The organism is Candidatus Defluviilinea gracilis, assembly GCF_057138825.1.
Genome location: NZ_DBNHEF010000074.1, coordinates 292,402 through 317,718, shown reverse-complemented (window position 1 = coordinate 317,718; position 25,317 = coordinate 292,402). Strand labels below are relative to the sequence as shown.

At 51.7% G+C, this 25,317-nt stretch carries 24 protein-coding genes and 1 tRNA gene; 7 read left to right on the top strand and 18 right to left on the bottom strand.

Annotated elements, in window-relative coordinates:
* Nucleotides 1-635 precede the first annotated feature (635 nt).
* The 5 genes from AC16KF_RS14200 to AC16KF_RS14180 all read right to left on the bottom strand — a co-directional run bounded on the left by AC16KF_RS14200 (nucleotide 636) and on the right by AC16KF_RS14180 (nucleotide 4,056).
* The gene (locus tag AC16KF_RS14200) at nucleotides 636-884 is read right to left on the bottom strand and encodes an AbrB/MazE/SpoVT family DNA-binding domain-containing protein (protein ID WP_484037989.1); all 249 of its coding nucleotides are present in this window, start codon (nucleotides 882-884) and stop codon (nucleotides 636-638) included.
* A 134-nt stretch (nucleotides 885-1,018) separates the two neighbouring features.
* Nucleotides 1,019-2,074, bottom strand: a complete 1,056-nt coding sequence (locus AC16KF_RS14195) for a nucleotidyl transferase AbiEii/AbiGii toxin family protein (RefSeq protein WP_484037988.1) — start codon at nucleotides 2,072-2,074, stop codon at nucleotides 1,019-1,021.
* Entirely contained in the window at nucleotides 2,071-2,856 is a 786-nt protein-coding gene (locus tag AC16KF_RS14190; protein WP_484037987.1) for a DUF6577 family protein, read from the bottom strand. The genes AC16KF_RS14195 and AC16KF_RS14190 overlap by 4 nt, the downstream gene beginning before the upstream one ends.
* Nucleotides 2,857-2,984: 128 nt before the next feature.
* Nucleotides 2,985-3,923 carry a tyrosine-type recombinase/integrase gene (locus tag AC16KF_RS14185; protein WP_484037986.1) on the bottom strand — a complete coding sequence of 313 codons (939 nt, stop codon included), beginning with the start codon at nucleotides 3,921-3,923 and terminating at the stop codon, nucleotides 2,985-2,987.
* A 61-nt stretch (nucleotides 3,924-3,984) separates the two neighbouring features.
* Nucleotides 3,985-4,056 (bottom strand) — tRNA-Met (locus AC16KF_RS14180).
* A gap of 102 nt (nucleotides 4,057-4,158) precedes the next feature.
* Here AC16KF_RS14180 and AC16KF_RS14175 point away from each other — a divergent pair.
* The gene (locus AC16KF_RS14175) at nucleotides 4,159-5,070 is read left to right on the top strand and encodes a GGDEF domain-containing response regulator (RefSeq protein WP_484037985.1); all 912 of its coding nucleotides are present in this window, start codon (nucleotides 4,159-4,161) and stop codon (nucleotides 5,068-5,070) included.
* Between the two features lie 2 nt (nucleotides 5,071-5,072).
* Here AC16KF_RS14175 and AC16KF_RS14170 read toward each other — a convergent pair whose 3' ends face one another.
* The 11 genes from AC16KF_RS14170 to AC16KF_RS14120 form a co-directional block, all read right to left on the bottom strand.
* Nucleotides 5,073-5,390 (bottom strand): AzlD domain-containing protein, encoded by a 318-nt coding sequence (locus tag AC16KF_RS14170; RefSeq protein WP_484037984.1) that lies wholly within the window; start codon nucleotides 5,388-5,390, stop codon nucleotides 5,073-5,075.
* A 40-nt stretch (nucleotides 5,391-5,430) separates the two neighbouring features.
* Nucleotides 5,431-6,114 carry an AzlC family ABC transporter permease gene (locus AC16KF_RS14165; RefSeq protein ID WP_484037983.1) on the bottom strand — a complete coding sequence of 228 codons (684 nt, stop codon included), beginning with the start codon at nucleotides 6,112-6,114 and terminating at the stop codon, nucleotides 5,431-5,433.
* A 32-nt stretch (nucleotides 6,115-6,146) separates the two neighbouring features.
* Nucleotides 6,147-7,202, bottom strand: coding sequence for a VWA domain-containing protein (locus tag AC16KF_RS14160; protein ID WP_484037982.1), 1,056 nt, complete (start codon nucleotides 7,200-7,202; stop codon nucleotides 6,147-6,149).
* Nucleotides 7,199-8,224: a vWA domain-containing protein gene (locus tag AC16KF_RS14155; protein ID WP_484037981.1), complete on the bottom strand. Its 1,026-nt coding sequence runs from the start codon at nucleotides 8,222-8,224 to the stop codon at nucleotides 7,199-7,201. The genes AC16KF_RS14160 and AC16KF_RS14155 overlap by 4 nt, the downstream gene beginning before the upstream one ends.
* Before the next feature lie 146 nt (nucleotides 8,225-8,370).
* Nucleotides 8,371-9,273, bottom strand: a complete 903-nt coding sequence (locus tag AC16KF_RS14150) for a DUF58 domain-containing protein (RefSeq protein ID WP_484037980.1) — start codon at nucleotides 9,271-9,273, stop codon at nucleotides 8,371-8,373.
* Nucleotides 9,248-10,255 (bottom strand): AAA family ATPase, encoded by a 1,008-nt coding sequence (locus AC16KF_RS14145; protein ID WP_484037979.1) that lies wholly within the window; start codon nucleotides 10,253-10,255, stop codon nucleotides 9,248-9,250. The genes AC16KF_RS14150 and AC16KF_RS14145 overlap by 26 nt, the downstream gene beginning before the upstream one ends.
* Before the next feature lie 196 nt (nucleotides 10,256-10,451).
* On the bottom strand, nucleotides 10,452-11,267 hold the full coding sequence (locus AC16KF_RS14140; RefSeq protein ID WP_484037978.1) for a S1C family serine protease: 816 nt from the start codon (nucleotides 11,265-11,267) through the stop codon (nucleotides 10,452-10,454).
* A gap of 55 nt (nucleotides 11,268-11,322) precedes the next feature.
* A complete protein-coding gene (locus AC16KF_RS14135) occupies nucleotides 11,323-12,072 on the bottom strand; it encodes a nucleoside phosphorylase (RefSeq protein ID WP_484037977.1) in 750 nt (249 codons plus the stop codon).
* A 51-nt stretch (nucleotides 12,073-12,123) separates the two neighbouring features.
* Nucleotides 12,124-13,302 carry an oligosaccharide flippase family protein gene (locus AC16KF_RS14130; RefSeq protein WP_484037976.1) on the bottom strand — a complete coding sequence of 393 codons (1,179 nt, stop codon included), beginning with the start codon at nucleotides 13,300-13,302 and terminating at the stop codon, nucleotides 12,124-12,126.
* Between the two features lie 180 nt (nucleotides 13,303-13,482).
* Entirely contained in the window at nucleotides 13,483-14,292 is an 810-nt protein-coding gene (locus AC16KF_RS14125) for a class I SAM-dependent methyltransferase (protein WP_484037975.1), read from the bottom strand.
* Between the two features lie 75 nt (nucleotides 14,293-14,367).
* A complete protein-coding gene (locus AC16KF_RS14120) occupies nucleotides 14,368-15,069 on the bottom strand; it encodes a hypothetical protein (RefSeq protein WP_484037974.1) in 702 nt (233 codons plus the stop codon).
* A 308-nt stretch (nucleotides 15,070-15,377) separates the two neighbouring features.
* On the opposite strand from AC16KF_RS14120, the gene thrC reads away from it, so the two are divergent.
* Both thrC and thrB read left to right on the top strand, forming a co-directional pair.
* The gene (thrC, locus tag AC16KF_RS14115) at nucleotides 15,378-16,523 is read left to right on the top strand and encodes a threonine synthase (RefSeq protein ID WP_484037973.1); all 1,146 of its coding nucleotides are present in this window, start codon (nucleotides 15,378-15,380) and stop codon (nucleotides 16,521-16,523) included.
* Nucleotides 16,524-16,649: 126 nt separating this feature from the next.
* Nucleotides 16,650-17,567, top strand: coding sequence for a homoserine kinase (thrB, locus tag AC16KF_RS14110; RefSeq protein ID WP_484037972.1), 918 nt, complete (start codon nucleotides 16,650-16,652; stop codon nucleotides 17,565-17,567).
* A 68-nt stretch (nucleotides 17,568-17,635) separates the two neighbouring features.
* Here thrB and AC16KF_RS14105 read toward each other — a convergent pair whose 3' ends face one another.
* Nucleotides 17,636-18,163, bottom strand: coding sequence for a dual specificity protein phosphatase family protein (locus tag AC16KF_RS14105; protein ID WP_484037971.1), 528 nt, complete (start codon nucleotides 18,161-18,163; stop codon nucleotides 17,636-17,638).
* A gap of 103 nt (nucleotides 18,164-18,266) precedes the next feature.
* Here AC16KF_RS14105 and AC16KF_RS14100 point away from each other — a divergent pair, with 103 nt between their 5' ends.
* From AC16KF_RS14100 to AC16KF_RS14085, 4 genes are all read left to right on the top strand, one after another.
* Entirely contained in the window at nucleotides 18,267-19,436 is a 1,170-nt protein-coding gene (locus AC16KF_RS14100; RefSeq protein WP_484037970.1) for an NAD(P)/FAD-dependent oxidoreductase, read from the top strand.
* Between the two features lie 163 nt (nucleotides 19,437-19,599).
* The gene (locus AC16KF_RS14095) at nucleotides 19,600-20,634 is read left to right on the top strand and encodes a Sec7 domain-containing protein (RefSeq protein ID WP_484037969.1); all 1,035 of its coding nucleotides are present in this window, start codon (nucleotides 19,600-19,602) and stop codon (nucleotides 20,632-20,634) included.
* A 1-nt stretch (nucleotide 20,635) separates the two neighbouring features.
* The gene (locus AC16KF_RS14090) at nucleotides 20,636-22,453 is read left to right on the top strand and encodes a DNA-methyltransferase (protein WP_484037968.1); all 1,818 of its coding nucleotides are present in this window, start codon (nucleotides 20,636-20,638) and stop codon (nucleotides 22,451-22,453) included.
* Nucleotides 22,454-22,849: 396 nt separating this feature from the next.
* Nucleotides 22,850-23,203 carry a type II toxin-antitoxin system HicB family antitoxin gene (locus AC16KF_RS14085; protein ID WP_484037967.1) on the top strand — a complete coding sequence of 118 codons (354 nt, stop codon included), beginning with the start codon at nucleotides 22,850-22,852 and terminating at the stop codon, nucleotides 23,201-23,203.
* A gap of 504 nt (nucleotides 23,204-23,707) precedes the next feature.
* On the opposite strand, the gene AC16KF_RS14080 is transcribed toward AC16KF_RS14085, so the two are convergent.
* Nucleotides 23,708-25,150 carry an NADH-quinone oxidoreductase subunit N gene (locus tag AC16KF_RS14080; protein WP_484037966.1) on the bottom strand — a complete coding sequence of 481 codons (1,443 nt, stop codon included), beginning with the start codon at nucleotides 25,148-25,150 and terminating at the stop codon, nucleotides 23,708-23,710.
* Nucleotides 25,151-25,317: the final 167 nt, after the last annotated feature.

The window sequence follows — 25,317 nt, the reverse complement described above, 5'->3', positions numbered from 1 at the left end:
ACAGGCAAGAATTTTCCTGCCAAAGATTTTGGAATGCAAATTCATTGCGCCTCATGTATAAAAAGATACGAATTCCGTAATAATGTATACATAAAACATAATTCAGCCAACTACAAATTGCGTCTGTATAGGTTTTATACAATCGGTTTGTGAGGGCAAATCACCTTTACAACCATACTCATTTCAAGTACAAAATAAGTACAGTTGTAAAATGTCATCTGCTGAGGCATATTGGACCAGTCGTACGGGAATTTCAATTCCTTCAGAAAAGGGGGCTTGGATTAAACGTGTACAGGGGCATTCGCCTCGGGTGGCACTTACAAGAACACCACCAACTTCATACTGATCAAACTCATTTTGTATAGGGGAAATCTTCATGTCAAAGAATCGAGAGAGTTCATTTGCATGACCTTCACCACAGTCCGTAATGAAGATCAGAGCTTTTTCGAAACCTTTTGATCCAAAGAGAGGCACCAAGGTTTTTCAATCCTATTGAAAAGGTAATGACCGAGAAAATCGGTTTTACAACCGAAATTTTCGGCCATTATGTTACGGCTTATCATCTCTAACTAAAGTAACGCTCCGTGATTTATGAATGCGAATAGTCCCCAGTCCAGAATTTCTATACGAGGGTCTCAAGTGTAAGTTTTGCGTACTTCATCCAGTGCCTGTAACAAATCATCAAAAGTAATATGTTCATGGTTAAATCCCTCAGCGATTTGATCAGCCAGTTTGTCCACCTGCGAGACTTTTGTCGTAAGCAAAATCGTATCCTCGCCAAGATCAATGAGTGTCAATATTTGACCTTCCTCCAGTTTGTATTTTTTACGCAGACTGGCAGGAAGAGCGGCAGTTCCCTTGCGACGGATTTGTAGCGTAGTCATGGTTTTCCTTTATAGAAATGAGTAAGCGTTCTTGCTGGACGATTGCCTTTGTTGAAATCTTTTTATACCCAATACGCCGGGTGAATAATTGAGGTCATACTGTTTTCTATTTTGTTATGAGGCACCATAAATGATTACTTATTCTCAGATAGTTCCAGCAGTTTGATCCCTTGGTAAAAGTAGAAGAAAGCTTCCGGACTTGTTTTCTTCAGTTTATTGAGTCTGCCGTATTCAGCCTTGGAAATACCCCATGATGAAATGTCAATATTTCTTTGGAATCTCTCAATACTGGTACTTTGTGTCGAGATAAGTCCAGCCAAATACACGACCTTTGATGCGCAAACAATAGCAGTGTCTATCGTAAAGTTCGCCGAGTAAACAAAAGCAACCAGTTTCTTGATTCCGCTTGCTAATTCGATATACTCTCCACCGGCAATTGCTCCACGTGTACCAATCAAACAGGCTGTCTGAAACGAATCCAGGAGAACATCTGTGGGAGTAAGCTCGGGCATTCCACGATAAGACAACTCTTTTGTGGCCGTCCATTCAAAAGTCTTGCATATGAGATCAACATCAGAAACAACATCAAACAATGCACCAATATCGAAAAGCTGCTTCGCCATTTCAATGTCTTTTCCCAACCCATATTGAATTCCGGTGGTATTGGGAGCGAAAGCTGTCAACTTATCTCCTATTAAGCACTCCACCACAGGACAAACTACATCGGTTATCTGTCCTTCAACCGAAAGAATGGGTATGTCTATGTTTACTTTCTGTAATTGTGGGTATGGATTTTCATCAAACAAGATATCCAGCAACACACGACTTTCTTTGTTCTGTATCATGGAGTGAAAAAAGAACTTGTAGTGTTGTTTGGGTAACTCGCCGGGGCGACGATTCTCCTCATAACGGTAGAAAGCACCCTGATCAATTACCGATTCAAAAAACAGAAGGAGGTTTTGCGATTTGGGAAGGACAATGTCAATGTCAATAGAGAATCGACTCGGCTTTCCGAGCAATAGTGTCAGGCATGTGCCGCCCTTAAAAATGAAATCTAGTCCACTCAACCGCAGGTTTTCGACTAGGGTCAAGGCCATGATCATCTTTTCGATCAAGATCGGATCCTTGCCGGCCGCAATCTTCCGAGTCTGCATGATCCATTCTTTGGTCCGGGATTGATTCGAGATCATTGTTTGCTTTTCCGTTGCATTTCGAGTTGTATTCCTGTTTTAGTTTGTATAAATTCCTGTAATGTCTTCCCAGCCTTCCTGCGGCGGGCATATCGAAACATAGTCCTTTGATTCAACCAATAAGTATTAAAAGCGTTTTCGTAGATATTTGATAATTCCGCGCCTTGGAAGGCAAAGAATATGTTTTTGTCTACCAGGATATCCACAAGGGTCTTCTCCAATTTTGGAAAAGGGATATTGTTATGTGTCGTGCGAGGCGCCTCTGAAGTCAAAGGCAACACAATGATTGGACTTGCTTGTGGAAGGATATAATTCTCCATCAGGCTTCGACTGGGATCCAGAAAAACCCGGCCTGTATGTTTTTCCATCAATCGGTTAAAAACTGACTCGCACGCATCTTTGTCAGTTTCGACAAGAATTAAGTTTTGCCCGGGTTGATGGGTCATGAACTCATGCAGTATCATTGTTTCCCAGCATAAGTAGTCCAGGTATGGAAACGTCTTTTGAATGATTTGATGGATCGAAGAAAGCTCCTTAGAAGGTGAATAAAGAAACTTTCTCTTTTTAACTTCTTGTTCTTTAAACGCATACATCCCAGATCCCAGCGGAACGAGGATCTGTTCCTTCTCCAGAGCATACAGAGCTCGCCTAAAAAATTGCTCATTGAAATCATCTGTACGCATCCGATAAAAGCTCCTCAACTCATTTTTGGCAATGGAAACATGCTCAGAAAAGGTAGATTTCAATTCCGGGAGATGCAATTGAGTATAAGTATTTTTCATAGTAACCTCTTTCGTAAAATGGCACTTTTCCATAAATAGTGCCGTTTTACGAAACAAGCCTACTATACCAGAAAATATGCATGGCTGCTACCTACGAAGCACAGATCACAACTTCCTTCTTGACTTGTCTAAAGATTGCTATCCACCGGACTACCTCGCATGTGGGCAGTGTGAATATCCTGATCGGTCTGTGCCAGATAACGCCGCAAAATCTGCAGGTCGGAATGTCCCATCAGTTTTTGCAGGGCAAAGATATCCACGCCGTTACGCAACATCACCAAGGCAAACGCCCGCCGGAAATCGTGCGGAGTGGGAATGGATTTCAGTCCGACCTTTTCCGCGCACCGGCGTAGCAGACAGCGTAACGCGGCATAGGTCATCCTCTCGCCGTGAATGGAGACCCACATGGCAGGGAAGTTGTCATGCCGGTAGCGAAGGTACCCACGAATTGCCCTAATGGTCTTTCGTCCCAGGAACACCATGCGCGGCTTACGCCCTTTGCTCTGACGGATCATCACCGCTCCGGTTGCCATGTCCACATCTTCCAGGTTGATGTTCAGGAATTCTTTCGCGCGAGCGCCAGTATCCAGCAATCCCAGCATCATCGCCTTGTCGCGGACTCCGGAGTAATTGCTTTGGCAGGTTTTCAGAAGTTCATGGATTTCCTCGATCTGGATGGGCTCGATGGGATCAGTCGGCAGTTTCGGCGCTTTGATTTTACGAATCGGGTTCTTCCAACCCTCAGGCATGATCTCTTCCTCTTCGATCCAATACAGCATGGTCCGCAGTGGACGGAAGCAAGCATGTACACCGCCGGGATTGTGCGTCTCGGAGAGTTCAAGTAGATACCGACGGATAAAATCTGGTGTGATTTGAGAAACTTGCGTCAATGCCTGACATTCACAATACTTTAGAAAGTATTGCAGCTTCTTGGTATACAGTTCAATGGTTTCGGGAGAAAGCCTTTGTGATCTGCGGTCGATCAGAAAAGAATCAACCAGAATGGGCAAATAATCCTGCTGGGAAAGTGTGATAAGCCCTTGGTCTTGCGTTTTTAAAGCATACATGGTGATCTCCTTTGTCTAGAGACCACCATACATAAGAAGAGTGTCCCACTTATTTTTGTAGTGCCGAGGGGGAGATTCGGACTCCCGACCAAGGGCTTATGAGTCCCCTGCTCTACCACTGAGCTACCTCGGCGGGGTGAGAGCGCCGCAAATATTACTATGGGAGGATATGTTTGTCAACACGAGCGGATTCTACGAGGGGAGTGGGATATAATCAATCGAAATCAGGAGCCGAATGAAGATTCTCGTCGTCAACAACGATCTTATGGAACGAACGGTCATTCAGCAGGTGTTACAGGTGAATGGTCATGAGGTTGTGATCGCGGAAAATAGCGACACCGCCTGGAAACTTCTGCACAGCGAGGAGATCCGCTTTGTCATCGCCGACCGCATCGGCACCGACATCGACGAACGGGGTTTTATCCGCCGCGTGCGCGATGCGCGCCCCCCTTATTACATTTACATCCTGCTCATCACGCAAAAAGTGCAGGAATCGGACGTGACCACCCCGCGCACCGGCGCGGATGATTATTTGCGCAAGCCGATCGTGCCGGTGGAATTAAAATCGCGTGTGAATATCGGCGAACGCATCCTCAGCCTGGGCGACCGTCTTGTGCAGGCGAAGGATACGCTCGATCACACCGCCATGCTCGACAACCTGACCGGCGCCTTGAACCAGATGGCCTTCATCAACCTGGCGCGCGGCGAGTTGGAACGCGCCCGCCGCAACCAGGCTTCGCTCAGCCTGATCGCCTTTCAGGCTGAAAATTTCAAAGCCATCGTCGACCAGCATGGCAAAAGCATCGGGAACGATGTGTTATCTCTCATCTCGCAAGGGATTCGCGATAAGAGCAGACCCTACGACGGGCTGGGTCGCTACGAAGGCGATATCTTCATCCTCATCCTGCCGGGCGTGGTTGGCGCGGAAGCGGAAAAGGTATCAGAGCGCATCCTCAAAGGCATTGCCAACACCAAAGTAACCTTGCTGGACGACACCGAGTTAAAGGTCAACTTGAGTGTGGGAATCGTTTCCTCCGGGCGCATTACCGCCTCCACCGAGATCGAAGCGTTGATGAGTACCACGCGCGAAGCGCTTGCCCTTGCCAAACGCGACGGGGATAACCAGATCTACACGATCTACGTGTAATCCTATCGCAGAACAACCTGCAAGACGAACAACGCAACCATCCCTGCCAGGATGGTGATCAGCGTATTCCTGCTCGCCCACGCAACGATCGTCGCAAACAACCCTGCCAGCAGGCGATGGTTATCCAGCGAAAGCTCAAGACGATTGGAGCGGATGAATAACTCCGGAAACACAATGGCAGACAGCACTGCTGGGGGAACGTAGCGCAACGCCTTCCGCAACGCTTCCGGGATGTGGAATTTGCCGAACGCGTAGATAAGGCTGAAGCGTGTCCCAAACGTGATCAGGCCGCCCAGTAACATCACAAGCCAAATATTCATTGCTTACCTCACAAAGGTGACAGTCACTTAAAAGCGACTGTCACCTTCTCTCCTCCAAATAAGTTCCAACGGCGATGCCGACCAACGCGGCGACGATCAAACCTAATTTATACGGAAGCGAGTACGCGACAAGCGCGGCGCATCCCGCCGATAACGCCGCCGCCACTGCCGGGCGATCTTTCAAGACCGGCACGACCATCGCGATGAACGTGAGCGGGAGCGCAAAATCCAGCGACCACGAATCGGGGATCGCCGCGCCGAGAAAAATTCCCAACGCGGTGCTGATCTGCCAGATCGTCCACAGCGCCGCCCCCGCGCCGAACAGAAACCAATGACTGAACGGTTGGACGCCTTCATTTTCATAATGAAAGATGCTCGGAGCGTACGCCTCGTCGGTGAGCAGGTAACTCAAAAGCGCCTTCCAGCGTGTGGGAAGAGAAGCAAGATGAGGGGCGAGCGAAGCGGAATAGAGCATGTGCCGCAAGTTCACCACGGCGATCGTTAATACGATGACGAAGCCCGGCGCGGAATCCCTCACAAGTTGGGTGGTGATGAACTGCGCCGAACCCGCAAACACCATCGGAGACATCATCTGCGCCGCGGCGGTGGACAGCCCGGCATCCATGGCAAGCACGCCGTAGATCATGCCGAAGGGAAAGACGCCGACCAATAGGGGAATCTCGGACCGAACGCCCGCCCAAAAATATTTTTGTTGTTCATTCATAGCCGAAAGTATAGCCGAGAATTTTCCCGCCATTACAAGACCGGATTCCACCTCAACGAAAGGAATCCCGCAAGTAGGAATAACAGCAAGCCAAGCGCGTTGAAGAAGGCGCTGATCTCGGTTGTTTCGCGCGTGACGACAAGATAGGTGGGCAGGTTGCGGAATACATCTTGCAGTTCGCGCGCGCTGGTCGCCGCGTAATAGGCGCCGCCCGTCATATCGGCGACCTGCTTCAATGTGACCTCATCCAGTTCCCTGCGGAAGCCTCCGCCCCCGCCGCCGCCAAAACCCAGCCCAAAGCCTGGTCCCCCGAATGGATCGATTTCTGAAAACGCGTCGCCGCAGTTCATTGGAGATGTGTTATTGACTGTTCCGAAACCAATTGTGTACACGCGAATGCCGCGCGCCGCCGCCTGGTTTGCGGCATTGAACGGAGTGGGTCCCGCGTTGTTCGAGCCATCGGTGAGCAGGACGATGATATGCGGCGCGAACTCCCCTTTGGGCAGGGGTTGCGGGGCAGAGTCCGATAGTGTCGAGGGGATGCGGCTGTCAATTTCAGCAATGGCGTCGATGGAGCGGAGGATGGCGCTCCCGATCGCCGTGCGGCGCGCGGGAAGAAGATTCGCGATCGCGTTGACGAGCAAATCCCTGTCTTTTGTGGGCGGTTGGACAAGTTCGGCAAAGCCAGCAAAAGCCACGATGCCGATCTGGGCATCTTCGTTTCGGCTCTGAACAAATTCAGTCGCGGCTTCCTGGGCGGCGATCAAGCGGTTCGGAGGAATATCCGTCGAACACATACTGCGAGAAATATCGAGCGCGAGGATGATCGTGGCGCGGTTGGAGGGAACAACAATATCCGCTGTCGGTCTGGTCAATGCAAGGATCAAACTGGCAATGGCAAACAGGAACAGGATGAACGGCGCGTGTCTTCGCCACTGCGATTGATGCGCCGCCGCTTCCCGCACCAGCGATAGGCTTGAGTAACGGATGACGAAGCGCCTGCGTCGGCGCAAGAGCCACACATACGCAAGAATGAGGAGCGGGATGAGAAACAGCAGATACAACGCGGAGGTCCACAACATGTTCATGCGACCCGCCCAAACCAGAGGAGTGAGAACGCGCCGCCGAGGAGAAAGAACAGAATCCCCAGTCCCGCGAGAATCGAGGTGATTTCCATTTCTTCTTGTTTGATCGCCAACTTGGGCTGAAGATCGCGGTAGATCCGTTGTAAATCCTGTGCATTGCCCGCGTTGTAATACGCTCCGCCGGTGGTCTCTGAAAGAGCGCGCAGGATCGGTTCATTCAATTGTGAGTGGGCGGTGATTCCATCCACGGTAATGGTCGCTCCCTCCAGCGTGCCGATGCCCACCGTGTAAATACGGACGCCAAAGTTTGCGGCAATGTCTGCCGCGGCGACCGGGTCTGGATCCTGGTTATTCTCGCCATCGGTGAATAGGACGATCGCCGAGTATGGATACCAGCCTTCAGGAAGCGCGTCGGCCTGAGGCGCGGTATCCGATTGCGGCTGGGATATTTCGGGGACGGCATTCGCGCTCAAGAACGGCGGATCGCCCGCGTCCACCACGATGGTGTTGAGCGCAACGAGAATTCCATTCCCGACCGATGTGCCTCGACGCGGCACAAGCCGCTCGATGGTGTCAATGATTTCAGTTCGCTCGCCAGTCGGGTTTTGCACGGTGATGCCGCCATCGCTGAACGCGACTACGCCGATCTTTACGCTCGTCGGTTGTTGATCCACGAATTCGAGCGCGGCGGCTTTTGCGGCTTCCATGCGCGTCGGTTTGAGGTCGTCCGCCGACATGCTACCCGACACATCGAACGTGAGGATGACCGTCCCTTCGACGCGCGGCAAACTGATCTTCGCCTGCGGACGCGCAAAAGAAAGGATGAGGATCGTAATGCCAATGAGAAAAAGTATCGCGGGGAGTTGTCGCCGCTTGGATGTTCCGCCCGACGCATCATGCAACACGCCGAAACTCCCCAGGCGCGCGGCGGCTTCGCGTTTCTGTTTTTGGATTCGTTGATACGCCCAAACCAAAAACGGAACGAGTAATAAAAGATAGAGGAGGGATGACCAGATGAAGGACATAAAATTCGGAGATTGGAGACTAGAGATTGGACGACCAGTCTCAGTTTCAAAAAATCATGTCACTCTGAGGGAGCGGGGTTTGCGACCGAAGAGTCTCTTGTTTGGGCGGGAGAGACCCTTCGCTATCGCTCAGGGTGACATGACTTTTAGTTTTTCCTAACCTGTTGCCTCTGCTTCGCAAACTTTACGATCGAGCGAACCAGATCGTCTTCCGTTGAAAGCGACAACACATCCACGCCCGCGCGTCTGAACGCCTCGTTCAAATTTTTCTCGCGTTGTTGCGCCGCGGCGAAAAACCGTTTGCGAAATTTCGCGTCGTGCGTATCTACAAACATCTGCGCGCCCGTCTCGGCGTCTTCCATCATCACCATGCCCACATCGGGCAACTCCTCCTCGCGCGGATCATACAGCCGCACCGCGATCACCTCATGCCGCTGACCCAGCAAGCTCAACGAACGTTCCCAACCCGGCTCGCTGATGAAATCGGAGATGACGAACACCAGCGAACGCCGTTTGATGGAATTCAACACGCTATCGAAAAAGGATTTGAGACTCGTAAACGGCGCGCGAGAGAGACGCGGCTGTTTCATCATATCGTTGATGAGACGCAGCACCTGGATTTTCCCGCCTCGCGCCGGGACCGTGTGCTGGATTCCGCTCCCGAACATCATCGCCCCCACGCGATTCCCGTGACGGGTCAGCAGTCTTGCAAGGACGGTCACAAATTCGGTGAGCATCGTGCGTTTTTCGCGCATCGTTTGCGTCGTGCCAAAATCCACCGAGGGACTCAGGTCAAGCAAGAACCACGCGGTGATCTCGCGGTCTTCGTTGTATTGCCGAATGTACGGCGTATCCATCCGCGCGGTGACGTTCCAATCAATGTAGCGGATATCGTCACCGGGCTGGTATTCGCGCAGGTCGGCAAAGTCCACGCCGAAGCCGTAGAACAGCGTGCGATAGTCGCCCTGCAACAACCCGTCGAGGCGGCGGATGACGTTCCAATCGAGTCGGAGCAACACTTGCTCAGGCGTTGCTGTTGACGTTGACATGTTCATGCAAAGGCACCACAGGGATCGGAATACGGTCGAGGATTTTGTTCAACAAAATATCACCCGTCACATTTTCGGAGAGCGCTTCGTAGGACAACACAATGCGATGACGCATCACATCGAGCGCCATATCCAACACGTCTTGAGGCAGGGCATAGTTGCGTCCGCGCACGAAGGCGAGCGCGCGACCGGTGAGGATCAAATTGATTGAAGCGCGCGGGCTTGACCCGAACATGATGAAGCGTTCCAATTCCTTCAAGCCAACTTCAGATGGTTTACGAGTCGCCGTCACCATGCGGACGGCGTATTCCATCAACGCCGGGTCAACGTACACTTTGTCCACTTCCTTTTGCAGGGCAACGAGTTGATCGGTGGTCAACACTTTTTGCACGGCTTGCAATGCGGCAGTCATCCGCTCGACGATGACGAATTCTTCCGTCGAGGTCGGGTACCCAACCAACACCTTGAGCATGAAGCGGTCCACTTGCGCTTCGGGGAGCGCGTACGTCCCCTCCGTCTCAATGGGATTCTGAGTCGCCAACACCAAAAACGGATTCGGCACCGTGTGCGTCTCGCGCCCGATGGTCACTTGCCGCTCTTGCATCACTTCGAGCAACGCGCTCTGCACTTTCGCTGGAGCGCGGTTGATCTCATCTGCCAGCAATAGATTCGTAAACACGGGACCCAGCGACGTTTCGAATTTGCCCGTCTTCTGATTGTAGATTCGCGTGCCGACCAGATCGGCAGGGACAAGATCGGGCGTGAATTGGATGCGCTTGAACTCGCCGCCAATTGCCTCCGCGAGAGTCTTGATCGCCATCGTCTTCGCCAGCCCCGGCACACCCTCAACGAGAATATGTCCGCGCGCCAGCAACGCCACGATCATCCGTTCGAGCAAATGATCCTGCCCAACGATGACCTTCTTCACCTCGTACAAAACTTTCTCCATCGGCGTTCGGTTTTCAGATGAATTTTGTGCCATGAAATTCTCCTATCTATCCAGTGATTGTGGTCTCGGTACGGGCTACAATGCTTCGTCTTCCACTTCGCCTTCGCTCAGTGTCCGCTCAGCCCTACTCGACCACCGAATCGAACAATTCTCTAATTCTCCCGATTCTCTACCTCCCCACAGTCTCCAGTCTCTAATCTCCAATTACTATTTACCAATTACCAATACCTCAATACGGCGGCGACCCTCCCCCACCTGCCGCCGCTCCAATTGGCACGGCAAACCCGATCCCAATAAAATAACCGTTCTCTCCCGGGCTGACGATCCCCGTGACGATACCGATCACATGCCCATTGCGATTCAACAGCGGACCTCCCGAATTGCCCGGGTTAGCCGCCGCGTCGAATTGGATCAACCCTTCGATCTCCCGGTTACTGCCGGGGATGTGAAACTCGCGGTCGAACCCCGAGATCACGCCGGCACTCATCGAAGCGAACAAACCTAGCGGATGACCCACCGCATACGCCTCATCGCCGATACGCATTGCGCCGGGATTCCCCAACACGGCAGGCGCCCACACTGGCGGCAAACTCTGCGGTTGCAACACGGCGATATCCATTTCGGGGTATTGATCCGCCACCACAGCCACAGACTCACTGCCATCCATAAACAGGATGTGAATCTCGGCGGCGCCTTCGACCACATGCAGGCTGGTGAGAATTTGCCCGCTGTCGTTAAAGATCACCCCACTCCCGAGTGAATCATCTTCGTTATCGTTGGCGTTCGGTCCCTGCGACTCTATCGCCACCAACGAAGGCAGGATGATCTGATACACATCCGCTGAAAATGCGGCGCGCGGCGTGGCAGAGGCAAGCGCGTCGGCGATCGACTGGTTCACCTCAGTTTGAGTAATTTGATTGGATGGGAAAAGAACATAAAACAGACCGATCGCCAACAACGCGGCGCACACCCCCGAAGCGAACGGCAACACCGCCCGCGCCCGACTTCGCAACCTCGCCAACCGTGAAGTATTTGCTTCGGTCATGGTCTTGTGGATTATATGCCCAGACGCCCTCAGCCCGAAAAGATTTACCTTTTTCTCATGTCAACATTTCCACCGCCGCATCGAACAGGATGGATAACCCTTGTTGCGCGGGACGCAGATCAGACGCCATGCGCCACTCGCCTCCATACAACTGGTCGGCAATAGCGAACACCGCCAAGCCTGCGCGTTCATTCGCCCTAGCCACCGCCAGCATCGACGCCGCTTCCATCTCCACGGTAAGGATTCCCTGTTGTTGGTGTTCAAGCACATCCTTGCGCAATTCACGAAAGGGAGCGTCGGTCGTCCACGTGACGCCGAGCTGATGAGATCGATTTTGTTTTGCGAGAATTTGACTGATGCGTTGCGCCATCGCCTGTGAAGAATCAACAGTCCGCTGCGGCGGAAGATAGTGTTGCGAGACGCCCTCGCCGCGAAGCGCGCTCGTCGCAATCACGAGACTGCCAGTGGAAAGCCCGGGTTGTAATCCGCCAGCCATACCAATCAATATGAATTGCTGAACGCCGAGCGCGGCAAACTCATCGGTCAACCCGCCGATGACCGGGGAGCCGATGCCGAAGTTTGTGGAGAGGGCAATGCGTCCGTTCGCGCGTTTGAGGAGATAGAAATCGCCAAGGAAACCTTTGACCTGCTTCACCGAATACCTTCGCAGGACATAATTGGCAAGGCTTTGTTGCGGGGCAAAGATGACCGCGCGCGGAGGCGGAAACTCGGGGAGTTGCCCGTTGGCGCGACGATAAGCGAGAAGAGTGGCGGGGGTGAGGATGGGTTGGGATGTGGAGGGCATGGTTTGGCAGTAATGACTAGGGACGATGGACAATCGACGATAGACAATCGTTTATGGTCGCAGGTCAAAGGTCGCAGGATGGCTTGCGAGGATGAAGATGACCGCTTGAATTATCTCACCGATCAGCGCGGCGTAGACGACGCCTTGAACTTGCAACATGGGAATGAGCCAGAGATATAACGCGATGGATATTGCTAGTGAAATAGCTGTCGCTTTGACGAGAACGGTTTCGCGTCTCTGAGCAATGAGGTGGTAGGAGAGGAACGAGGAAACTGTGTAGGGAATCAAGCTCCAGCCGAATAGGGCGAGTAGATTGACAGCGGGGAGGAAGCCGTCGCTATAGAGGATGACGATGATGTGTTTAGGGAACAGGCTGAGCATGATCGCCATGAGGAGGCTGACGAACATGAGGAGGATAAATCCTATCCGAAAGGAGCGCGCCGCTTCAGGCGCGCGGCGCGAGATAACGGGGAGCAACGCGCCAAGGATGGCGTAATGCCCAAGTTTGAGTCCGTCTACGATGCGGGCGGCGGCGGAGAAGATGCCAGTGGCTGAGTCGCCGAGGAGGATGGAGGTGGTGAGCACACCGAGGCGTTGCGAGAGGACGAGGAGCATCGTTAACGCGGCGAAGGGGAGAGTCAGTTTGAGGAGGGGAAAAATGTTTGGGAAGGGAACCAGGTTGAAGTCGGGAAGCGAGGCGTGGCAGAGGAGGTAGGAAAAGGCGGCGGTGAGGAAATGTCCGATGAGGAGAGAGAGGATGAGGGTGGAGATATCCGAAGAAAAAAACGCGGCGAGGAGTTGAAGAATGCCATGGATGAGGCTGAGGGCAAGGACCAGATCCATGCGTTCGCGCGCGCGGAGGGCGGCGGTGGCAATGGAAAAAAGGGCGAGTGGGAAAAGAGCAAGAGAATAGAGAAGAAGCGGCGATGTGGGTTTGAGGATGAATGTGGCGATGACCCACAAGGCGGAGAGTGTGAGTTGTAGCGCGAACGCCTGCGCGATAAGTTGCGGCGTGGGCGCGCGGTTGAGTTCTCGAATGAGGGTGGTGTCGGTGCCGAAGTTGGTGAAGGTATTGCCGAGCAAAATGATCGCGGCGATGAAGGTGAATTGCCCAAAGTGGACGACGCCGAGGCGGCGGGCAAGCAGGGCAATGAACAGGATGGAAAGCGCTTGCGCCGCGATGCGGGCGAGGAGGAGGTAGAGGGCGTTGCGTTGAAGGCGAGATATCATTTCAAAGCAAAAGACACGAAGCGCGCCAAGTTTATAGGTTAGGGTTTTCGCTCACAGGCGGGCTGTGACCGCCGTATGTATCCGCGAAGCGACGGTCACAGACCGTCTTAGAACAGTAAAAGCGAAAGTTTTGTAGGTATTAAACCTTCTGATCCTTTACGCCCTGCGTGGCGCAAGCTTTTATCTTTGCCGAAGAGTTACGATGGTGAAGTCGCCCCAGTATTTGAATGGGAATTTCGATTCGACCAGGTCGTCTAGTTTGCCGAGGAGGTCGAACATACGCGGGCGTTTGATGGCGAAGTCTTTGTTGGTGGCGGGCGGCGTGGCGACCGACAACGCGCGGATCGATTCGATTTGGAAGCCAGCCCCCCAGGCTTGGGCAACTTGTTTGGGCGTGTAATAGTAAACAGGGTAATGGAGTCCTTCTTTGTGCACGGTGGACTTCCCGCGAAAGCGGCGCGTGGCGAGTTTGAATCGTCCGCGCAGGAGCATGGCTGATTCCCACAGGCAGAAGGGCGGCATGAGCGCCCAAATAATTTTGGCGTTGGGTTTGAGCGCCGGGCGGACTTCATCGGCGACAAGTTTTAAGTCGGCGACACAGTTCAAGCCGCCGAAGTTGGAGAACGCGCAATCGAATTGGGTTTTGCCGAGTTTGCCGAGCGCGGTGTAGGAGAGATGTTCGAAGACGGCTTTGTTTTGCAAGCCAAGTTGTTTTGCTTTTTCAGCGGCGCGTTGTAACATGCCGTCTGAAATATCCACGCCGTGGACGGTGTAGCCATGCTGAGCGAACCAGAACGCATCGGTGCCTGTGCCGCAGGCAAGGTCGAGGATATGCGAGTTTTTCGGCAGTAGCGAGGCGACGTGGGCGTAAACCTTGCGCCGCATCCGTTGGAGGTTGGGGTTGTTTTCGATGAATTCGTCGTATTTGTCGGCGTTGCGGTTGTAGGCTTCGGCGACGGTGGCAAAAGGGGTGTTCGATAGGTTGTTCATTTCAAGTTCCTCGTTTGTTACTGCTTGTGTCGGCGAGCGGACACGGATCACCAAAATCAGGCTGGGGCTAACGATTCACTTTCCTGCCACGCTTCTCCAAACCACATTCAAGGTTTCGAGGGCGGTCATGCGATGGATTCCTCTTGCTTCATCGGTGAGGTAGATGTCGCCTTGCAGGGGGCGGTCATCGCGCGTGTAGAGTCCGCGATTGGGGAGGTCTGAAACTGCCGCCCAAAAATTCCATAACGGCAGATCATATTCAGAGGCGAGCAGAGCCATGTCGCGGTTGACGCGTTCGTCTTTTTCGCGGTTGTCGGCTTTTGTGGCGAGAATGGGGATAACACCTTCGTCAAGCAACTGCTCGATAATTCTTCGCAAATAGTCCGTGTTGCGCGATTCGAAATGTGTACCGATCTGAATGATGACGAACGACGGGCGGTGAATCCGCAGTTCGCATTCGACGGGCGTTTCGGCAAACGTGCAATCGAATTTTCCCTGATGCCATTGAATCCATAACAACGCGCCTGGGGTTGTGCCGTCTTGCGCGGTCGGGCTTTCACGATTGAACGAGCCGCGAAAATTGTCTACGGTCTCTTGCAAGTCGGGGGATAAACTTTGGTACAACGATTCGTCCGTTTCAAAGACGCCGAAAAATTCAGCAGGTCGCGCCTGGCAATCACCGAACAATGAAAACGCGTGAGGGTCGTTGCCGAGGGACAGACCGCGTTCATAAACCTTTCGCAAACTTGGGTCAATGTTTGTTGGGATGATGGGCATGTCTTGCCAATCGAGAATTGGAGAATTAGAGAATTGAGGTGTGGAGGTGAAAGAATTGGAGACTGGAGATTGGAGACTTTCAGTTGGTAATTGGGGAGTAGTAATTTGTAATTGTGGTGTTGTGGTTGGAGATGGGCGCGTTGCAATTTGAGCCGCTGGAGGGGCGAGAAAGGTTGAGGTGGGTGAATCAATTTGAGGAGTAGAAAGAGGCGTGGCGGTCGCACATGCCGTCAACAATACGCAGTACGAAATCCGCAGTATCCATTTCATTGTGTCAGAGTATACAAAAGTTATGTTAAACTTTCGGCATGACTTACCAAGGACTCATCCACAAGTACGGACATCTGCTTGACCTCCCGCCTCACGCTTCCGCAAGCGCCGTCAGCCTGCTCGAGGGGCGGACGCCTTTAATCAAGGCTGACAATTTGTCGCGGCACCTCGGCGGCGGGCCTTCGACAAGCTCAGAACGGCGGTTTGAATTGTTCATCAAATACGAGGGACTCAACCCGACGGGCTCGTTCAAAGATCGCGGCATGACGGCGGCGGTGAGCGAAGCGCTGGGGCGCGGCGCAACGACGGTGATCTGCGCGTCGACAGGCAACACTGCCGCATCTGCGGCGGCGTACGCGGCGCGGGCTGGGATGAAATCCATCGTGTTGATTCCGCAGGGCAAGGTGGCGGCGGGGAAACTCGCGGGCGCAATTGCTTATGGCGCGCAAGTGATTCAAATTGATGGCTCGTTCGACGACGCGTTGACGATGGTGGTTGAGATCACGAACAAGCATCCAATCTGTTTGGTGAATTCGATCAATCCGTATCGCATCGAGGGACAAAAGACTGCGGCGTTCGAGATTGTTGACGAGTTGGGCTCCGCGCCCGATTGGTTGTGTTTGCCTGTTGGGAATGCGGGAAACATCACATCGTATTGGGCGGGGTTCAAGCAGTATTGCGGGCTGAAGTCACAAGATAGCGAATTGAGGTCTCCACAAAATAGCGGACTGAAGTCCGCAATCCTATCCCTGCCGAAGTTGTTGGGTGTTCAAGCGGCGGGCGCGGCTCCGTTGGTGTTGGGACATGCTGTTGAAAACCCTGAAACGGTCGCGACGGCGATCCGCATCGGCAAGCCCGCGCGCGGAGAACAAGCACTGCAAGCGGCGGAAGAGTCGCAGGGGCGAATCATCGCGGTGAGCGACGAGCAAATTTTGGAGATGCAAAAGTTGCTGGCAAAACTTGAGGGGATTTGGGTCGAGCCTGCGTCGGCGACGGGGTTGGCGGGGTTGGCGGCGGAGATAGAAAGTGGAAAGTTGAAGGTGGAGGGACTGAGGGTGGTTGCAGTTTGCACGGGGCATGGGTTGAAAGATTCCGAGATCATCACGAGGGATATGCAGAAGCCGTTGGTCGTACCGCCGAGGTTGGAGGCGTTGGAAGAGGTTATTTTGGGAAAAACCTTTTAAACACAAAGGGCACGAAGGTCACTAAGTTTAAACGAATGACGGTCGAAAAGCCTTTCCGTAGATTTGCTTTTGGTTTGCTTTTGATCTTCCTTTGTGCACTTTGTGTCCTTCGTGGTAAAAGAGTTTATGAAATTCACCATCAAAGTTCCCGCTACATCTGCCAACTTGGGACCAGGGTTCGATACCCTCGGTCTGGCATTGGATTTGTGGAATGAGACGACGATTACATCGGAGAAAGAATTTTCGGTGCAAGTGACAGGCGAGGGCGCGGGGAGACTCGCTTCGGGAAAAAATAATCTCCTCGTCCGCGCGGCGCAGAGGGTGGCGGAACGCGTGGGGAAGTCGCTGCCGCCGTTTCATGCGGAGTGCGTGAATCGAATCCCGTTGTCGTCGGGGATGGGGTCGTCGTCCGCGGCGATATTGACGGGGTTGTTGGCGGGGAACGCGTTGCTGGAGAATCCGTTCTCGCGGGAGGAGATTTTGAATCTCGCGTGTGAAATGGAGGGGCATCCTGATAACGTCGCGCCTGCGATGATGGGAGGCTTGGTCGTGTCCACGGTGGAGGATGGAAAAGTTATTGCGCGGCAAATTTCCGTTGGGATGAATGTGCATGTCACAATCGTATTGCCAAATTTCTACCTCCCCACCAAACAAGCGCGCGCGGCATTGCCGAAGAAAGTTTCGATGAGGAATGCGATTCACAATATCAGCCGCACGGCATTGATCGTTGAGGCGTTTAGAAATGGAGATTTGGATTTGCTCGGCAACGTGATGACCGATAAATTGCATCAGCCGTATCGGTTGAAGTTGATCCCTGGCGCGGCGTCCGCGATGGAGGCGGCGAAAGAGGCTGGGGCGAGCGCGGTCGCGCTGTCGGGAGCGGGTCCAAGTGTGATCGCGTTTTCCACGGGTGAGGCAGGCGTCCCACAAGGGGATGCTATAGGCGAGGCGATGAAGCGCGCGTACGAGGCGGCGGGAGTCGAGGCGCGGATATTTCGTCTAGGGGTGGCGAGTCGAGGGGCGGAGTTGGAGAAGAGAGAGTAGAGAGTGGAAAGTAGAACGTAGAGATTGGAGATTGGAGGCTGAGGAGAATTAGAGAATTGGTTGAGGGGTTAGGGGTGATTCCATTCTTTTGCGAATTTTAGAATACGCGGGCGGATGTACCAGGCAAAGGGGTCGGCTACAGGACGGCGGTCTTTGATGAGTTGCATCGCTTCTTGGGGCGCGTACCCTTGCGCGATGAGGATGCACGCGCCCATCGCGGGCCCGCGGTGACGACCGTAGGCGCAGTGAGCATACACTTTGCCGCCGGCTTGAATCGTTTCGAGGGCGGTTTGCGCGCCGCGCATCAAATTGTGGATGGGAATTGGAAAGAAGGGGCTGTCGATCGAACGGAGCCAGAGAGTGTCGATCGGTTGACTATGAGCATCGAGCGAGGGTCCGAGGGTGAAGCGCATGTTGATGATGAGTCGAACGCCGAGGTCGCGCAGTCGATCATAGTCGCGTTGGAATGGCATGTTGCCGACAAACAGGTTGTCGGTGATCTGAGAGATATTCATGCGGGGAATCGTATCATAATTTTTTCTTCCTACCAGCGGGCGGAATCCTGCTACAATTTCGACAATCAAAATCTCAGCCACGGATACTTCGACACGCTCAGTACAAGTTTCACTGATTTTCACGGAAATAAAGAAGAATAATCAGTGTCAATCCGGGTAATCCGTGGCAAAAAAGGAATCCTCCATGACTCAAACAACCAACGCCATCGTCATCGGCGCGGGCGTGATGGGCGCCAGCATCGCCTTTCACCTCGCCGAGCGCGGACTCAAGCCCGCCATCCTCGAACGCAAAGTGACCGCTTCGGGCGCGACAGGTCACTCCAGCGGACTCGTCCGTATGCACTACGACCTCGCCGCTGAATCTAAATTGACATTCCAAAGTTATCAAATCTATTTCAACAATTGGAAAGAACGCGTCGGCGGCGAATGCGGCTTTCAGCAAACAGGCTTCATCCAGATCAATTCGCGCGAGGAGGAGGCTCAACTGCGCGGCAACGTCGCCAACCAGCAGAAAATCGGGATCAACACATCGGTCATCACCGCGAAAGAAGTGAAGGAACTCTTCCCCGATCTCGCCACCGATCATTTTGATTACGCCGCCTACGAACCCGACTCGGGCTACGCGGACGCGACGCTCACCACAAATTCGTTCATCGAAGCCGCCAAGCGACTCGGCGCGACGCTGATTCAAAATTGCGAAGTGACTGCCATCCGTACAATGGGAGGTAAAGTGATCGGCGTTAGCACGAATCAAGGCGACTTCGACGCGCCGATCATCGTCAACGCGGCTGGGGCATGGGCAAAGCATGTCGCGGGGCTGGCAGATCTCCAAGTCCCGATCGAAACGTGGACGCACGATGTCGCGTTCCTGCATCGTCCGCCGTCGCTGGGACGAATCCCTGCGGCAATTGATCTCGCACTCGAGTGTTACTTCCGCCCCGAGGGCAGCGCGCTCATCCTCGCCGCGGGTGTGGATGAATCCATGCGCAACGATCCGCCCGACGAGGAAGACCAAACGCCGACGCCCACCTTCGTCGAAAAATTGATAGACATCATGGTTCAGCGCATTCCCAAGATCGAGCAGAGCGGCTTACATTCGATCCACGTTGGGCGCGACGGCATCACGCCCGATCAGCGCGCGATCTACAGCGGCACGGACCTTGACGGTTTTTATCTCGCCTGCGGGTTGAGCGGCACGGGATTCAAAACGTCACCTGCGGCGGGCGCGAGTTTGGTTGAGTTGATCCTCGATGGCGCGCCGAAGACGGTGGATATCACGCCCTTCCGATTCAGTCGCTTCGCGGAGGGGAAGTTGATCGAAGGGGAGTTTGGGTATGGGAATATTTGGAAGTAGATGGAAAACAAACTGGACCCATGAGGAGGCAGGTTCGGTTTCAAAAAGCAGTTTCTTACATTGAGTTTTGTCATTGCTTCTCTCATCTCAATTTCTTTTTTCGTAAACCGAATACTTGTGCTAAACTTGAGTAGAAAACTATTCCCACTTGAGAATATCTTCTATGCCCACAAACTATGCAAAAACATTTGAACAACTTGAGGCAGTCGCGTCAAAATTCTGGCCTCCTGAACTTTCAGAAATCGAATCAAGGTTAAGCATTATTCCACTTTTGTTAGAAACTCAAGACGAGTTCATCAACATCATTAGCATTAAAACTCCAAGTCTCGAAAAATTATTTACAGTTATTGAATCAGCAACCTTGCCTGCAAATATATTCTTGAAGCATCTTGTCATACTTGCAGATTTTGGTGGCGAAATGCTTCAAAGGGTCAGTGCTGAATTTGAAACTCTTTTCCCATCGAGCGAATTACATTATTTATGGCTTGGAGAACAAAGAACTTATACGTTTGTTGCGGTACCGAACCGAAACTTCAACAACAAGACACTAAGAATTGACGGCAAGGAATTATTCAATAACCATCCCCTTGATGACTTACAGAAAGACGCTATTGCTTTATTACTATTTGGAAGCGCATACAGCGACGAAAATCAAGAAGTGGCTTCCGCTTTAGCAAAATGTGAAGTTGGCGAGTACTTGGGTAGGAGAAAAGAATTAGCTACATTTATAAGACAACGATATATTTGGGTAAGTCGTATTACTGGAGGCGCAACTTCCAACAATCTTGGACAAATTGCCCAAAGATTTGTAGCTGAATTTATTTCTGAACATTTAGGTTTAGAAAATATCGAGGTCCAGCCTGGAGGCAGATTGCCAAATGTTACTCACACTGATAGCGCAACAGGAAGGATGACATCGTTCGATATTGTTGTTACTGATGGTAGAAAATATGTCGCTATAGAAGTAGGTTTCCAAGTAACGACAAATAGTGTAATTGAGCGCAAGGCAGGGCAAGCACAAGCCCGCTATGAGCAAGCAAAGAAGGCAGGGCATAAAATTGCTTATGTTTTAGATGGAGCAGGCAATTTTCAACGAGAAACTGCCCTGCGAACTATATGTTCTTACAGTCATTGCACAGTTGCATTTTCACGAAGCGAACTTGAAGTATTGTGTGAATTTTTGAGAGAGCAATTCTGAAATGCCCCATTTCGCCGAAAATAGCAAGCCTTTAGAAATCATACATTTCCTTGCGACTAGTCAAGATAAATTCATCTCGGCTTTCAAAGGTTTAAGTGATGTTTGCTTTGTCGTTCTGCCAGCCTGCCAAAGCGTTAGTCAATTTGACCAGCCATTACAAGGGGTTGGAGAGTTAATAGCCAAGGCATCTAAGAATCTTGGAGACACAGCGACTTTGGTTGTAGTGGGTGAAGTTATTGACCTTGTCCAAGTTCAATCTCAGTTACCAAACAATATAATGTATCAACATTGGATAGCAATAAAACGAGAAACTGCAATTGATGATGGTAAAAAACGAAGGCTACCAAGCCAGCATTTTGGAGCATTAGTTTATACTCGTTACAAGGCTTCTCTACGGCACATCAAAACACGACTTGAATACACTTATTGCCCAGTTTGTGATAAAACAACAAAAGATTACGGTGGCAAGAAACATACTTATCACGAAGCAGGAACTCTTATTTCTGATGTTTGGCGAGATATTGATTGTGAGCTTAATGGCGACTTAAGCCCAATGTTTAAGCGATTTTCAGACTTATTTGGCTTGGAGCCTTACAAAACATTAACTGTAATTGACGCCAAACCGCTAGGGCTAAGTCGCCAAGTTAAGCCAATCTTCCATTTTGAGTTTCACGATAATCCATTACCGCAGGAATTGACTAACAAGGTCTTAAATGATGACTGCCTTAAGAGATTAAGTCAGATTCCAGATAACTCTATTGATTTCGCATTTGTTGACCCACCTTACAATCTAAAAAAGAAATACTCTGGCTACTCAGATGACTTAGACATTCAGGAGTATTTCAAGTGGTGCGACTCTTGGATTTATGAATTGTCTCGTGTTCTAAAGCCAGGACGAACTCTAGCCCTATTGAATATTCCCCTTTGGTCAATAAGACATTTCCTATACATGCAAACTGTCCTGAAATATCAAAATTGGCTCGTTTGGGATGCTTTGGCTTTTCCAGTTCGCCTGATAATGCCTGCACATTATTCTATTCTCTGTTTTACCAAAGGCGAATCTAGGGAATTACCATGCTACACAGGAGAGTCCACACATATTCGATTGCCGAGCACACCTAAAACCTTTAATGCGTTTGAGCCCTTGGCTAGCGATTTTTGCCTTCGTGAAAACTGCGTTGATACTCGAATAGCAGCCAAAATTAATGACAAAACAACACTAACTGATATATGGAGCGATATCCATCGCCTCAAGCATAATAGTAGACGGGTTGATCATCCAACACAATTGCCACCACATTTGATGTACAGAGTTATTTCAATTTTCACAAAACCTAATGAAATTGTATTAGACTGTTTCAATGGTTCAGGCACAACAACTTTAACAGCCCATCAACTTGGAAGAAGGTATATTGGCATCGAAGCATCAGATAAATATTGGCGATTATCAAAAGAAAGACATCAAGAAATTCGTGATGGATTAGATCCGTTCCGAAAAATGGAAAGAGTTCTAACTAGCAAAAACAGCCCTGTTCCACGATTAGAAAAACAAGTTTATAGAGTTCCCAAAAAAACCCTACAGCTGGAGGTAAAACGGGTAGCTGGTGAAATTGGTCATATTCCATCGCGAGATGAACTTGTTAAATTTGGAAAATTTCCAATTGAATATTATGATAAATATTTTGTAAGTTGGGGTGAAGTTACTGCCGCAGCTCGAACTACTGGAATGACCGAAAGAAGGAACGGTAATAACGGTCACGAAACTACTCAACAATTACAACTACTTGAAGGCAAAAAAGCGAAAACGCAAGACCGCTGAAGTTGAAGAATAACGTCTAAGAAAACCTAATAATCCTTATTGTTCATCAAAACTGGACAGTGAGTAGAGGGACTGACCTCACCCAGATAATGGTGATTGATCGGTGTGTCGGTTTGACCTATCCCCCCGCCCGCTTCGGCAGGCTCAACGCGGCGCTTCCCAAAGGGGAAGGGGGCTGATCGGTTGATGGTTAAGTTTATTGTCCAAAGATAAAATTTGTTCGATGTGGACTGGGCTTCTCCCCCTTGGGGGAGCGGGGTCGTTTTGCGCGAACAAAATACCTCTGTCGTCGCAGTCCGAGACTCTTCGGTTGCTATCGCTTCCTCAGAGTGACATGATATGGGCGAATTTGCCTCCGCTTGACAGCGCTATCAACTCGGACTATTCTTGCAAACCATGAAAAAACTTGCTCAAAAACTAAAAAATGACCGCTATACCTACCGCGTGACCTGGTCTGAGGAAGACGAGGAATACGTTGGGCTTTGCGCGGAATTTCCAAGCCTGAGTTGGTTGGAACCTACACCCGAAGAAGCCTTGAAAGGTGTTCGCCAAACGGTTGCCCAAGTCGTTGCTGATCTAAAAAAGACCGGAGAACTCGCGCCCGAGCCAATAGCCGTTAGAAAATACAGCGGCAAGTTCATGGTGCGCGTCCCGCCTGATTTGCATCGGCGGCTTGTGCTGGAAGCGGCGGAATCGGGCGTTAGCTTGAATCGTATTGCTAGTGACAAGTTGAGTAAGCAAGAGGCTTAAACTGAAACGGGACTGTGTTTGATCACAGTCCCGTTTTTGATTCATGATCTCACCTTACGCAGAACGTCCCGCAGGTTTGGCTGGAAGTGTCATGTTTTGTGAGAAAACCCTTCGTTGAATTCAGGACAAGCCTGCGGAACGGTGTAACATCAATCATGATTTTTTACCTGCTTGACAGCCCTGTCAATTCAGACTATTCTTCCGACCTATGAAAAACATCCTGCAAAGGCTCAGAGGCATTCTGTCAAAGAATGTTTCGGCTGCTGATTACAGAAAACATCTCTCCGAGAAATACGGAAAGTTTGTCGCGGAAGAATATCTCGAAAAGCGCGCTAAACGCGCAAACATGACGAAATTTCAAAAGGCAATGTCGAAAGTGGCGAAAGTCCCACCGCCTGTGTATGACCGTTTGGAAAAATAAAACGGGACTGTATTCAGCCACAGTCCCGTTTTTGATTCCATGTAAAAGACCTGAGTTCTTTGAGAACTCGGAGGTCTCGTTGACTAGAACAACTTCAACACCGCATCACTCGCCCATGCAAACAGAAATTGCGGAACGAAACTTACTACAACTGTCACTAACGCGGTGACTAGAGTGGTCATGTCGAGGAAGGGTTCGCGTTCGGTAGCGGGTTCGCCGTCTTTCATGTACATGATGACGACCACGCGCAGATAGTAGAATGCCGAGACGAGGGAGGTAAGCACGCCGATGATGGCGAGCCAGACGAAGCCCGCATCTATCACGGCGCGGAAGAGGTACAGTTTGCCGATGAGTCCGATAGTGGGAGGCAGACCGATCAGCGAGAGCATGAAGATCGCCATGGCGGCGGCGAGGGCGGGATGTTTCTTTGCGAGACCCGCGTAATCGTCCAATGCCAAGCCTTTGCCTTCTTTTTTCTCCAAGGCAATGACCACGCCCCACGCGCCGAAGTTGGTGAACACATACGCGACGAGATAGAACAAGCCAGCAGCGACTGAAGTCGCTACTACTTTATCATTGCCATACGGGACGAACGCCATGAGGATGTATCCCGCGTGTGCGATGCTGGAGTAGGCGAGCAGACGTTTGATGTCGGTCTGCGCGATGGCAACCACGTTGCCGACGATCATCGTCGCGGCGGAGATGACCCAGAACACGTCGGTCATATCGGCGGCGATGGAGGGGAAGGCGGTGGCGAACACGCGCAACAATGCGGCAAAGCCCGCGATCTTCGCGCCAGAGGACATGAACGCGGTCACTGCGGTGGGCGCGCCTTGATACACGTCGGGGGTCCACATGTGGAAGGGGACGGCGGCAACCTTGAAGCCGAATCCGATGAGGAGGAGGGCGGCGCCGATGGTTAGAAGCAGACTGCCCGTCGAAGAGGAAGCGGCGGTCACGATGGCGAAAATGTTGGTGGTGTGAGTCGCGCCAAAGATGAGAGCAATCCCGTAGACGAGGAATCCAGAAGAGAACGCGCCGAGCAAAAAGTATTTGAGTCCCGCTTCTTCCGATTCGGTTTTATCGCGCGTGAATGCGGCGAGGACGTAGAGCGGGATCGATAGCAGTTCGAGCGCGAGGAAGACGATGATGAGGTCGGTGGCTTGCGCCATGAGCATCATGCCGACGACGCTGAAGAGGAGCAGTGTGTAATATTCGCCGCGCTCGATGCCCATGCGTTTGACGTAGCCGTAGGCGAGCGCGACGCCGAGCAAGCCGCTGACGAGGAGCAACGCGTTGACAAAGATCGAGAAGCCGTCGAGCGTGACCATGCCGTTGAAGCCTGTCACTTCGTTGCCGATCTGCGCGATGGTGTAGCCAAGTGTGACGGCAAGACCCAGCGCGGAGAGCAGAGCGGTGATGCCTTTGCGAGTCTTCGGGATGAAGAGGTCGAGGAGCAATAGCGCGCACGCCCATACGGTGAGGATGGTGACGGGGAGGATGGTGGTGAGGTCGGATTGATTCATGTTTTAGCCACAGATTTACCCAAAGGGTACGATGTCACGGATTGGCACGAATTTTTTCTTTCTGTTTCAAACGGTGGTCGAGACGCACGCAGTCGAGACCACACATTTGTTATCAAATTTTTACTTGTTACTGGTGGTCTCGATACGCGCCTTCGGCGCACTCGACC